This is a genomic window from Halostella sp. PRR32 (assembly GCF_034808085.1).
GTDB classification, from domain to species: Archaea; Halobacteriota; Halobacteria; order Halobacteriales; family Natronoarchaeaceae; genus Halostella; species Halostella pelagica.
In genome coordinates, this window is record NZ_JAXHGL010000002.1 from 609,251 (window position 1) to 621,818 (window position 12,568).

A 12,568-nucleotide genomic window follows, 5' to 3' on the forward strand; every position below is an offset into this window, starting at 1 on the left:
TTCGAACGACGGGGTTCGACGTATCTGAACCAGAAGCGGAAAAATACGTCTCCGATCCCGTACAGTGTGCGCTGCGACTGTTTATTATGATAATTATTATTCAGATACTGACTCGTAGCCATCGACCATCGTGGGGGACTGCAGACGCCGCGTGCGTCCCGTACCCCTGACAAACGTTCCCATATATTTCAGTACGGAAACACTTAATAGCAATCCCGAACACCTGTACAGTACCGATGAAGTTTGACGTTAGATTTACCCGCTCCGAAAAGATCGGGATGACGGGAGCAATGACCGTCGTCCTCTCCGCCTTCCTCCCCTGGGTTACGCTCGGTCTCGGTCGCGTTTCCGTCTCCGGCCTCGCCGGCGGATATCCCGGCCATGTCACGCTTGCGCTCGGTCTCACCGCGTTCGCCGGGGTCGTCCACTGGGGGTGGCGAATCAAGACACGCGCACTCCTCGCCGGCGTCGGTCTCGCGACCATTGCCGTCGTCTGGTTCACTCTGGTGTACATCACCGGCCGCGCAAACCTCGGTCTCGGTCTCGTTACGACGACGATGGGGGCGACTATCCTCCTCGCCAACGGGGTCTACGGCCTCGCCGGCGATTACGTCGGGCGTCACCGCATTACGGCCTGAGTGAGGACCGAACAGTCGGGGCCGGAACGCCGCGGCGTTGTGACAACTTCTTTCTTCTAGGTGTGCTTACAGCCGAGCATGAGTCGAGACGAACTCGAACGCGTGAGCGAACTGCTCCGCGACGCCAGCGCGGCGGCCGACGACGACGAAGCGAGAGAGCGCCTGTACGACCAGTCAGACCAGTTCGCCGACCTCGCGACAGCCGACCGCGGCCCGGACCACGGCCGACTGGCACGCCACGAGCGGATACTGGACGAGATCGGCGACGACGAGAACGACGAGGTGCGGACGGCTATCGACGATGCGCTCGCGGAGATCCGGTCGTACCGCGAAACGCTCGAGGGCGTCTGAACTATAGCGGACCAGTCCGAAGCAGTTCGGATGTCCGCGAGAATTCGGGGGCCAGGGTGTGAAGGATGACGTCGATCACCCGGATGGCGCGCTGGCCAGCGAAAGCGAGCGAGTATCGAACGAGATGCGGATTCGCGCCCCGAGGTGAACGGTCTCGTGGACTGCTCACTGACCGAGCGCCCGAGAGCGGAGACGGTCGCGGCTTCGAATGCGAAACCGTCCACTCGTCGATAGCTGGAACGCCGATTTAGCAGACTGGTTTCGGGTTGACGCCCATCGCCTCTAACTTCTCGACGTAGTCGTCGTACGCCGCCTGGATCGCTCCACCTGCGGCCTCCGCCGCGCGGTCCCAGTCCTCGTCGCCGTCGCACAGATCGCCGAGGGCGGCGACCGCCTCGTCGCGCAGGTCGTCCAGCGACCCGCCGTACCCGCGGAACGTGGACGCCGTCTGCGGGTCCGCCTCGCCCGTGAAAAAGCCCGACATCTGGGTGGCGCGCTTGGACTCCGCGAGCGCCGCGCCGACGAGCCCGCCGACGCGGGAGACGTCATCGTCGAGCCCTCGGAGGTACACCTGTATCGCCGGCGTCCCGTGTGGGTCGTGGTCCGCCACGTCGTCGACGACGGTTTCGTACTGGTCGCGCTCGACGACTGCGGCGTCGGCGATGCAGTCGACGTCGGTGTCTTCGGTCCACTCCTCGTACGTCTCGGCGGCGGCGAGGGCGGACGTCGCGGCGGCATCGAGGACCGCGTCGCTCTCCATCTCCCCACCCGTGAGCGCGTAGAGCGCCTTCGAAGAGCCGAGTCGGGAGAGCGCTGTTTCGTTGTCGTCGCGGACCGTATCGAGGAAATCGTCGGCGGTCATGTCGACGCGTACGCAGAGGACGCGTTTGTAAGCATCGTCCTTGGCAGTTGTTGGGCAGGAGACGGGAAATCCAAGAGCGTAGATACGCTAACACGCTCTCGTCACCGCCGGCGCGTCGTCTCGGTCGCATTCATCACGTACTCCGTCGTGTCGCCGTGGGTTGGGTAGGCAGCAGCAAGCGAGACGCTTCCCGCGATCACCGCCGGGCGGGTTCCGGTAGCGAAAAACGCCGACGGCGGGTACCGGATCGTGCGTAGTTGGATATCGGGGCCGAGAGTCGCCCCCGACCGCGAAAGCCGTTGGTAACGCAGTCCTTATATTCGGTGCGGCAGTGTCACATGTACGATGACAACGGGATGGCGCTACCGGACGCTCTCGGTGACGGGCGTCGCCGGGCTGACGGCGCTGGCCGTGCTGCTGGCGAATCACGCCATTCCGCAGTACCTCTTTACGACGTACGTTCCGGTGTTCAACCGACTCGACGTCACCGTGTTAACGGGGATGTCGCTCCGACGGGCGCTCTCGATGAGCGTCTTCTTTACGATCATGGCGCTGATCCCGATGTACAAGCCCCGGCCGCGGCGGATCCTCGATGCGGTGTTTCTGACCCAAAAGCGCGTGCTCGTCTGCGGGTTGGCGCTCGCGACGCTCGGGTACTTCCAGTGGTCCCACCGGTTGCCACGGGCGACGCTGGTGATGCTGACCGGAATCCTGTTACTTGTGCTTCCCGCCTGGTTCGTGGCTATCAGGCGGCCGATCCCGGGCGAGCTAGACCGGACGATAATCGTCGGCGACGACCTGGCGCAGATGCGGACCGTTCGCGAGGCGGTGGACGGTGACTTGCTCGGGTATCTGTGTCCGACGGCCGCGTTGCCGATCGCCGAACCGGAGCAGGCGCTCGCTGACGGCGGCGTTGCCGGACTAGAAAACATCGACCATCTCGGCGGGCTGTCCCGGGTCGAGGACGTGCTGGTCGAGTACGACGTCGATACCGTGGTGCTGGCGTTCGGCGAAGCGGACAGAGGGGAGTTCTTCGGGGCTCTGGACGCGTGTTACGAACACGGCGTCGCGGCGAAAGTGCACCGGGACTACACTGATTCAGTGCTGACTCCGGATACGAGCGTGGGGCCGTTAGTGGACGTGGAGGTGGAACCGTGGGACTGGCAGGACTACGCGTTCAAGCGGACGTTCGACATCTGCTTTGCGGCGTTCGGACTGGTCGTCTGGGCCCCCGTGATGCTGGTCATCGCCGTTGCGATCAAACTAGACAGTTCCGGTCCCGTTCTGTACAAGCAAGAGCGGACCGCGGTCCTCGGGGAGACCTTTCCCGTGTACAAGTTTCGGAGTATGGTGCCTGAAGGCGAGTCCGCGGAACCGACTGCGGACGAGCAAAACGACCGCGTGACGAACGTCGGTCGCGTGTTACGGAAGACGCATCTGGACGAGATCCCACAACTGTGGACGATACTGACGGGACGGATGAGTGTCGTCGGTCCGCGAGCCGTCTGGACCGACGAGGAAGCGCTGTTAGAGGCGACATCACAGATGTGGCGAAAGCGGTGGTTCGTGAAGCCGGGACTCACAGGGCTAGCGCAGATTAACGGCGCGAAAAGTACCGATCCCAAGGCGAAGTTGCAGTGGGATATCGAGTACATCCGCAAGCAGTCGTTCTGGTTCGATCTAAAGATCGTGATACGGCAGGTGTGGATAATACTGCTGGAGACAACCAATAGCGGCCCGATGGATGCAGCGTCTCGACCCAACGGATCAAAGGAAGATTAATTGGGCATATATTCGTCATGTGTGTTACGACGCTCAATTTCCCTCAAAGACTCCTCGTCACCCCGGTGATTATAACCATCAGAATCTAAATGACATACTTTAAACATCATATACCGGATCAGGTACTAACTCTCCGAAGCCCGCCCAATTCGATTTCGACGGATGCAACGATAGGAACCGCCGTATGCCTCACCGCTCTCCTGACAGGATTTGCCCCGATCAGTCACGTCACGACGGGGATATCACTGATTACGGCTATCGGTATCGTGGGAGTCGTCTATACGGTAGTCGTCTTCAGATACGGCGTTCTGATCGAAGGCCTACTGAGTGCGTTTTTCGTGCTGCTCACGTTCAACGCTGACGTACCTCTCGTTCATGGCCCCGGGATCGCGGAACTCAGCGTGTACCTGTTAGACTTCGGTAGCCTCGGAGTGTTTCTGTTGGGGATACTCTGGTATCAGCAACAGCGCCCGACATTCAGTGTGGCGTTCAGAGTAGTACTCGCTTCGCTCGGTGCGTTCGTCCTGTGGAGCGTTCTCGCAGCGCTTTTCGGTAGCGGGACATCGCTGACCGCCGGACTGATGTTCTCGGCGGCACAGTTGCGATATCTGCTCGTCTTTAGCGCTGCGGGAATGGTAGTGTACTGGACGGACGTCCGGCAGGCTCTGTATCCGCTAGTAATCGCAGTGACCGGTCACCTGATCGTCGCTATGGTCCAGACCGTGAGCGGGGGGATAATCGGTTTTAGTCGTCTTGGCGAAACGAGCGAACAGTTGATATCGACCTTTACCATCGGATCCTACACGATCGCGACCGGACTGCACGCAGGAGGCTTCGTCGGAACTGGGCGGGTCTTCATCGCCGTCTTGCTTTTACTGACGCCGATTCTCTGGTATGCGGCGAACTCCGACGCCAGATTCGCTATGGCAACCGTCGGCCTTGGAGCGATAACCCTTCTGCTCCGCGTCAGTGACACTGAGTCCGGACTCGGGGCGTTTTTCGTTAGCGCCCTGTTGTTCCTCTTGGGGATCGCACTGTTCAACAGGATTGACCGCCGGCACTATCGACAGATAGGTGTCACAGTGCTATCGTTAGGGATGCTCATTGGACTGTATCTTGGTAACACTGTTCGCGCAATCGGAATATCCCTCGTTTCGGGACTTGCCGATACGGTTCAGGGGATAATACGGACGGACGATACCACTGCGACAGAAGGCGAACCAGGTATGGGATCGGCGGGGGAGAGCCGAACCGACTCGAAGAACGGAGCAGACGGGACGGACGATACCACTGCGACAGAAGGCGAACCGGGTATGGGATCGGCGGGGGAAGAGGGCCGAACAGACCCGAAGAACGGAGCAGACGGGACGGACGAGACGACTGCGACAGAAGGCGAACCAGGTATGGGATCGGCGGGGGAAGAGAGCCGAACCGACTCGAAGAACGGAGCAGACGGGACGGACGGTGGGACAAGCACGGACCCGGGCGACTCAACTGGTCAGCCCAGTGATTCCGGCGGAGCTGGTATGAACGATGGTTCCGCGGAGGTAGCTGTTGACGCATCTAATCTTGACGTTCGACTCGAACAGTACGAGGCAAGCATCGACATCGCGATCGAGAACCCTCTGTTCGGACTCGGCGGCTGGAACTTTCCACTGCGCTCCACGCAGTATCAGCTACCGGAGATGATGGCTGTTCACAATACCGTACTGTCACACCTCGCCGCCACCGGAATTGTCGGAGCGCTACTGTATCTGACCGCCGTCGTGACTGTCGTCGTCCATCTGCTCCAGAACGTGATCTACGGGAAGGATCGACGAGGCCTGGGGATAGCACTAGCCTGTGGGATAATCGGGTTTCAGGCGTACTCGTTCTGGACTACGGTTCATCACAGTACGACTGCCACAGCCGTATACTGGGCACTCTGTGGCGCGGCAGTGGCATGGAACCCACAGAATGGAAACAATTGGGAACATTGATATTGAGGATGTCCACTACATCGTCTATGCTTCCGCTGCGATCCGTGGCAGAAACCGACTCCGTCGAGAATATATTATTGTTTATCTCTGACAGTACGAAGTTCGAGTCGCTGCCAGCGACCGTCCGAGAACTCGGTGTTACCGCACAAGCAATCGCTCCAAGTACGTTTACAGCTCCAAGCTTTCCAAGCCTCATTACCGGTCAATATCCGGCGGACCACGGGATATGGGATTTCAATGACAGCCTCGATAGGAAGCCACTGTTACTATCCGGTGATCAGGATGTGGGATTCAGAGCAGACACGATATGGACAGATTTAGAGCCCGAACAGAAACCACCTCGACGGATGCTTCAGATAGAGAGTACGAAAAATCTGGATGCACTTGAACCCCCCTTCGTTTACGTCGAACATCACAAAGGCGGACATCTCCCGTACGGCTATAGCTTTGACGAATGCAAGTCCACAGACGATTTCTTCAAGCATAAATTGGGTTCATTTGAGGATATATCGAGTCTGTACCAACACAGCGTCGATACGGCCGCAGAACGGTTCGTTACGCTCACGGAGTTTTTGGCGGATGCGGATCTGCTGGAGTCAACCCTTCTCATATTTGTAAGCGACCATGGCGAGGTTCTCGGAGAGGCGAAATACGGCCGTCCGATAGGACACGCACGTCCCATGACACCCGAACTCGTCGAGGTCCCACTCACGTTCGTCGGTTCAGGGCTACCGGAGGGCGAAACGATAGAGCGGACGGTATCCGGAATAGACATCGTTCCGACATGTTTCGGGGCACGTGAAAAGCAACAACCACCAGATGTCAGTGGAGTGGATCTCTGGAACGAAACTCCATCCCCAAAAAGGCGTGTTCGATCTGACGTCTGGCAAACGACGACCATAGATAAAATCGATCACAAGTTCACGAAATACAAAGCAAGTTCTGTATGGGACAGTGAAGGCGGTCGAGTGTATCACCAGGGACCTACATACGAACGACTCGGGTATGCAATGTACGTTCAATTATACGCGGGACATGGAACCTCGTTTACGCGGCCACAGTTCGGCGTACGGTCGGCTAGCGGGCTCCTGAAGACATATCTCCCGAAACACGTCGAGTATGGGTCACCCGGGTTTACCGTCGAACAGGGTAAGACGGAACTTCCCGAACAATATAACAGGGAAAGAGAGCGCTGCGGGACAGATCAGATACCACAGGAACAACTCGAAAAACTCGGTTATCTCGAATAGCCCCGTTCACTTGCAGTGACGAGCAGTCGTTTCATGCGCGGAAATCGACGTCCAACGTTATTTTCAACAGCCACTAGTAACTCCACATCTGCTCGTTGTACCCCACCAGATAGCACGTACACTGGGAGATAGATCACCGCAGTCAACGCAATGAACAGTATTACGCCTAATGGCCCATCAATGACTTCTGGACGCAAGATCAACCACGGTACGAGAACGAGGGCCCCAGTAATTCCGAGAGGCGCTAGCGTCGGAAAAGAGAAGGGGAACACGTCGTACCTGCGAAGGGTCCTGATGTACAGCAGGTTCAGTCCGGAATACGAAATCGCAGACGCAACAGCGGCCCCCTCAATACCGTACGCGGGGATTAAGACGACGTTCAGCAAGATATTGAGAACCACGATTGTGAGATTCACGAAAAGTATCGTCCGCGTTCGTCCGATCGCGACAAGCGCGTTCCCGGAGAGCCCCGAGAGGATGTGAAAGAAAAACCCCGTGCTGATTATCCGTAGGACTCCGCCTGCAGACGCGTACTCCGGACCGAACGCGGTCGATAGGATCGTTTCGGGGAAGAGTAGCGCAGCGAGGTACAGCGGGAAAGCGAGAGAAGCGGCCCACTTCGCAGTCACGTTGTAGAAGCGGTTCATCGCCTCAGCGTCGTTCTCAGCGTGTAGTTCGGAGAAAATCGGCATGAAGAGAAACCCGAAGGCAGTGATAACAGCGAGTAGCAACTTGGCCAGAGTAAACGCAATGTCGTACTGACCGACGACCGAGGCCGTCGAGAAGTATCCTAATAGGACGTTGTCTGCCTGCTGGACAACGTTCCATATCGCAGCCGAGAGCATCAGCGGGAGCGAAAAAACGAGGAGCGACCAATACTGGGGTTCGTATCCGTCTCGAACGAAGATCCCGGTTCGTCGGTGAAGGAGAACGAGCGCTGCGACCGCCGTGATGCCGGCACCGAGGACCCATGCCACGGCTGCACCACCGATTTCGTATCCGAGCGCGACAGCACTAGCAATGAGAACAAACCGTGCGACCGGAGCGAGGAAGTTGTTGAGAAGTACTCGCTCTCCGGTCCGGTTGTATCCACGAAAAATGCTGACGGCGATAGACCGGATCACGATAAACGGAACTACGAAAGAAAAAACCTGTAGGACGAACGTAAGCCGCTGATCGTCGAACACTCGTGTCGCGATAAGCGGCGAAAATGCGTACAGTAAGACACCGAGTCCGGTCCCGAGACATAGTCCTAGCGTTAGTCCGGATAGGGCGACGTCACGACTCTCGCTCTCGCTCTCGTGGCGAGGGAGTTCTCGGGCGACACCGCGTGGCAGTCCGCCTTTCGCGACGATCGCAACGAGAGTTGCGACGGTAAATCCAAGGACAACGACGCCGTATCCGTCAGAACCTAGCAATCGGGCGAGAACGACCCGAATACCGAAGCTCAGACCCATGCTAACGACAGTACCGAAGAGAATGAACGCAGCACTGCCTGCGAGTCGGCCGAATTTACCGCTGTCCATACTTACTCTTGAAGATATCCGAGATGAGAGAGACGGTCCGAGACCTGATCGTCGGGACGCTCGTTTTCCCGTTGTTCGATGTCTCCCGCGGTTATTTCCCGACGCTTACCCCCAGAAAGCGTGAGCCATGGAACGGCGACCAGATCTTCGAGGTAGAGACGATGTGGATGACCGTAGACGCCGAAACGTCCGAAACTATTTCCGTGATCTCCCGTAACGACGGATTTGCCGGATAAGGACTCAACGAGTCGTTCGACGTGTGGCATTGTCACCTCAAGATTCTCCTCGTAAGCACGACGGACGGTAGCGGTATCGATCTGCCCATGTCGGAGTTGGTCCCAGATCCGTAGCGTCTTCGTATCGTCGCCAAGGAGTCCTTGTTGTTCTATCTGTTTACCCTCAGGCCCGATAAACGGGTAGTGAGGCTGCATAAAGTGTATGATGAGGCGTTTATTTGGATATTTTCGGACAATATCGAGAGCACTCTCGACGACCGCCTCGGGACGAACTGTCTTCAGGTCGTCGTTCCAGTCCTCGCGCCAGAGCTGTACGTCGTGGAAAAAGTTCTCTGAAACTTCCTGACGGATAATGTGTGGGTTCGCTGAGACGTACACCGTGTCTGGAAAGGTTCTATCGACGTAGTTGTGATGAATGAATTCGGGGGTACTGGAACCTCCGGATATTACGCGGATAAGATCCCCTTCTAAAGTATTATGTCGGGCAAATGTATCGTATCGACAGCCATCGAGAATGATCAGATTGTCCCAGTCTTCGTCCATCACGGTGATACCCGTGTTCCCAAGGATATTCCGCTGAACCTGAGAATATAGACGGAGCCCAGGCCTGAGAACCTCCGAATACAACAGAGAGGGATTGCGGATCCCTTTACGGACATCCGAGAGAGAATACATCTTATCCCGCGTAAGGTTTATCAGCGATAATAACTCTGCGATCTCCGGCCAACAGGAACCTATTTCAGGATAGCTTCTTCACCCTGAACTCGTGACCGATGAAGTCGTCGTGTTCGCCTGTCAACATATAAAGTGTTCCCGCAACACGACACCGTTTCAGCGCAGCAGTGCCGTTTGTGATAGTTTCGACACCCATATTCTGTCTCGGGGTGAAGTGTGCGATGAAGTCGCTGCCGAGAGCGAGAAGACGATATCGGTAGGAAACGGTCCCGTCCAACGGCTACTGTATCCGCTTTTTATCATCGCGTACGTATTCGCTATACATCGATCACATGATGTGAGGTGCGTCCACACTACGCACCCACCTCAGACGCTTGCAGCGGGAGCTTTCCTCCAATTGATCGGATTCGTTTGGATAGCAGATATCTGGGACGACCCCCGACTCGGCGTCGACCTCGATCGAAGCGAATCGATCACGCGACGCATCGCCAGAGGATACAATAGGGCGCTATTTTCGTTTGCGAAGCGAAGACTCGGGAGGGCCGACCTGATTGTCTTTGCGCTCGCTCCGGAATTACTCTCAGAATATGGTATCGCACCTGACGCCGCCAACGTCTACACGACGACCAACGGCGTGGACCCAACGCTAGTCCCGACAACAGTCGGTAGCGATGAGAGAGAGTCAGTTAGTGTCGTCTACGTAGGGCCAGTGCTACTGGAACGGGGCATCGGGACACTGCTTGATGCCGTGACGGCGTTGCCAAAAGACTGTCCGCCGCTATCGATCACACTGGTCGGTGAAGCGAACAAAGAGACGAGAGAAGCGGTCTCAGAGTGGCAAGAGAACACTGGAGACCACACTGTTCGATTGACCGGACGTCTTTCACACGACGCCGCTATGGAACACCTGAGAACTTCGGATATCGGAGTCTGTCTTCTATCAACTGAGGTGAGAAATTACAATTTCGCCTACCCCATTAAAGTGTTTGAATACATGGCCGCTGGGGTCGCGATCGTCTGTACTCGGACCGTGGGAACGGAACAGATCCTGAACGATGGCGAGAACGGTCTACTCGTCGAATCAGATGACACAGACGATGTCGCCGACGCGCTGAGTCGTCTGGTAAGAGAGGAGGAACTACGCAGCCGGCTCTCGTCCGAGGCGCAAAAGACAGTGCGTGAGTATCGGTGGTCCGAGATCAACGAGTCAATAATAGCAGAGATCCGCGCGACCACTGGATCCAGTGTTAGACAGCGAGATCACTCGCGGAGCCACCGCTGATAGAGAGCACCGCGAACCGAAGTAGGAAGCAGCCGCGGTATCAGGCGAACGATGGTGTTTGCCACAGCGCGCGGGAATGATATGAATCCGATCTCGTGAAAGTACCGCTGAATCCGGATTTCCTCGCGGGCGTACTCAAGACCGCCTCGGCGACCGTACATTTCTGATCCGGCCCGTACCTTGACGACGACATCTGGTAGATTACGAAACCGGTAACCGTTCTGTATCATCCGCACCCAGAGTTCGTAGTCCTCCATTCGATCGACCGCACGGTAGTTCCCTGAACGGAGGACGGCTGACCGGCGCGCCACTACGGTCGTCTGATTGATCGGGCATCTGAACTTGGCCATAGAGACTATATTTTCGTGTTCGGTCGGGACTTCCCTGACCGCGTGCGTCTCAGCTGGGTCGTCCTCGAACTCGGCGATGTAGCCGCCAACGACATCCGCACCAGTCTCATCGATAACCGACAATTGCTTTCGAAACCGGTCTTCGAGGCAGATATCATCAGCGTCGTGAATTGCAACGTATTCGCCAGAGGCCACCTGAAATCCTCGCTTGAGCGCCCCGCCATGGCCACGGTTTGTGGATAGTTCGTCAACAACGACGGGGAACGCAGCTTCGTCCTCAGCGAGATCTATAGTTTCCTCTATTCCTTCAGGAACTGGACCGTCCTTGACGATGACGAGCTCTTCAGGGGGACGAGACTGATCTCGGATACTGTCGAGAGAGGCTGCCAACTCCCTAGGGTCATCACCAGCATAAGTGGTACAGACCGCAGTGAGGTCGATATCGTCACTCATTATCGAGTATTCGAAATAGAAGGGTTAAATAATGGCTGCTTCTATGAGCTTCCGAATGCATATCTGCTTCGTCTTCCGCCGACGGGTCCCCGATACCGGGTCGACGGCCGTGAGCGAGTATGCCCGTCACCTCGCTGCCAACGGAGACGATGTTTCCTTCATTGGTGGGACTGACGGAGAAAGCGTAGAGAAAGACACCTGGAACGGAGTAGATGTCTGGCGCATCCCGACAGACCTGTCTACCGCACTGTCTATCTCGCCCGTGCGTTTCGCGTACCGCTCTGCAAAGCTGCTGCGTCGGTATCCGGAACTGCGAGACGTCGATGTAGTTTATATGCACGGTTTTCCCGGGTTGGGGCCGGCCCTCCGACTCCCAGGGGTCGACATCCCCACGATCGCAGACATTCGCGGGACGGCCGTCAGCAACCAGCTTCTCGAGCGGGTTTCTCATCTCGGGATTCGTCTACAGCGCCACGTCGTGGACAGGACGACAGTTCTGGATGACCGCGTCGCGACCCGCATCTTCGGACGGGATCACGGTCTCGATGTCGTCCCGCTGGGTGCAGACTTCGATATCTTTTCGCCGTCCGGACAAACGCAACGGCCGACTGGGGTGCCCTCCGACTCACCTCTAATTGGATACGTGGGCCGGTTGCATCCATCTCGGGATTTAGATAGACTCGTCGCTTCATTCGCAGAGTTCGTGTGCGCCGACCTCGACGCTCACTTGGCAATCATAGGTGACGGCGAAGCACGTAGGGAGCTTAAGGCCACCTCGAAGCGACTCGGTGTGACTGATCGTGTCCATTTGCCGGGCCCGGTAGCACACCATCAGATACCAGACTACCTCCGCGGATTCGACGTGGTTGCCGGATACGTTGCAGACAAACCCCAATATCGGTATCAACCCCCAATCAAGACTATCGAGGCGCTCGCCACGGCCCGTCCAACTGTACTGACGTCGACGCCCGGTAACCAGCAGTTTTATACTGGTGACAACGCGCTCGTAGCTCCGGATACACCTAGTGAATACGGGAGTGCGCTGGAAACACTCATCGAGAGCCCGGCGACCAGAGAAGAGCTCCGGTCGAACGCACGTGAATCCGTCAAACGATTCGACTACGAAAACATCGTGAAAAACGACCTCAGGCCCGTGCTACGAAAGACTGCTAAGTCAGGGTGAG

Annotated in this window: 11 protein-coding genes; 7 read left to right on the forward strand and 4 right to left on the reverse strand. The window is 57.2% G+C overall.

The window, feature by feature from the left end; genetic code table 11:
• Window positions 1-236 precede the first annotated feature (236 nt).
• On the forward strand, window positions 237-638 hold the full coding sequence (locus tag SM753_RS08290) for a hypothetical protein (protein WP_323191231.1): 402 nt from the start codon (window positions 237-239) through the stop codon (window positions 636-638).
• A gap of 78 nt (window positions 639-716) precedes the next feature.
• Window positions 717-989 carry a hypothetical protein gene (locus SM753_RS08295; protein WP_138798471.1) on the forward strand — a complete coding sequence of 91 codons (273 nt, stop codon included), beginning with the start codon at window positions 717-719 and terminating at the stop codon, window positions 987-989.
• Between the two features lie 247 nt (window positions 990-1,236).
• Here the strand turns inward: SM753_RS08295 and SM753_RS08300 are convergent, their stop codons facing one another.
• On the reverse strand, window positions 1,237-1,851 hold the full coding sequence (locus SM753_RS08300; RefSeq protein WP_323191232.1) for a rubrerythrin family protein: 615 nt from the start codon (window positions 1,849-1,851) through the stop codon (window positions 1,237-1,239).
• Window positions 1,852-2,196: 345 nt separating this feature from the next.
• Between SM753_RS08300 and SM753_RS08305 the strand changes: the two genes are divergently transcribed.
• The 3 genes from SM753_RS08305 (at window position 2,197) to SM753_RS08315 (ending at window position 6,862) form a co-directional block, all read left to right on the forward strand.
• Complete coding sequence (locus SM753_RS08305; protein ID WP_323191233.1) at window positions 2,197-3,633, forward strand: sugar transferase; 1,437 nt, start codon at window positions 2,197-2,199, stop codon at window positions 3,631-3,633.
• Between the two features lie 266 nt (window positions 3,634-3,899).
• The gene (locus SM753_RS08310) at window positions 3,900-5,612 is read left to right on the forward strand and encodes an O-antigen ligase family protein (protein WP_323191234.1); all 1,713 of its coding nucleotides are present in this window, start codon (window positions 3,900-3,902) and stop codon (window positions 5,610-5,612) included.
• Window positions 5,613-5,656: 44 nt separating this feature from the next.
• Window positions 5,657-6,862: a sulfatase-like hydrolase/transferase gene (locus tag SM753_RS08315; RefSeq protein WP_323191235.1), complete on the forward strand. Its 1,206-nt coding sequence runs from the start codon at window positions 5,657-5,659 to the stop codon at window positions 6,860-6,862.
• Here the strand turns inward: SM753_RS08315 and SM753_RS08320 are convergent.
• Window positions 6,850-8,388, reverse strand: a complete 1,539-nt coding sequence (locus SM753_RS08320) for a flippase (RefSeq protein ID WP_323191236.1) — start codon at window positions 8,386-8,388, stop codon at window positions 6,850-6,852. The two genes, SM753_RS08315 and SM753_RS08320, sit on opposite strands and share 13 nt — an antisense overlap.
• Before the next feature lie 2 nt (window positions 8,389-8,390).
• Window positions 8,391-9,167, reverse strand: a complete 777-nt coding sequence (locus SM753_RS08325) for a hypothetical protein (protein ID WP_323191237.1) — start codon at window positions 9,165-9,167, stop codon at window positions 8,391-8,393.
• A 223-nt stretch (window positions 9,168-9,390) separates the two neighbouring features.
• Here SM753_RS08325 and SM753_RS08330 point away from each other — a divergent pair, with 223 nt between their 5' ends.
• Window positions 9,391-10,581 (forward strand): glycosyltransferase family 4 protein, encoded by a 1,191-nt coding sequence (locus SM753_RS08330; protein WP_323191238.1) that lies wholly within the window; start codon window positions 9,391-9,393, stop codon window positions 10,579-10,581.
• Here the strand turns inward: SM753_RS08330 and SM753_RS08335 are convergent.
• Entirely contained in the window at window positions 10,560-11,384 is an 825-nt protein-coding gene (locus SM753_RS08335; protein WP_323191239.1) for a glycosyltransferase, read from the reverse strand. The two genes, SM753_RS08330 and SM753_RS08335, sit on opposite strands and share 22 nt — an antisense overlap.
• 55 nt (window positions 11,385-11,439) lie before the next feature.
• On the opposite strand from SM753_RS08335, the gene SM753_RS08340 reads away from it, so the two are divergent.
• A complete protein-coding gene (locus tag SM753_RS08340; protein ID WP_323191240.1) occupies window positions 11,440-12,567 on the forward strand; it encodes a glycosyltransferase family 4 protein in 1,128 nt (375 codons plus the stop codon).
• Window position 12,568 lies beyond the last annotated feature (1 nt).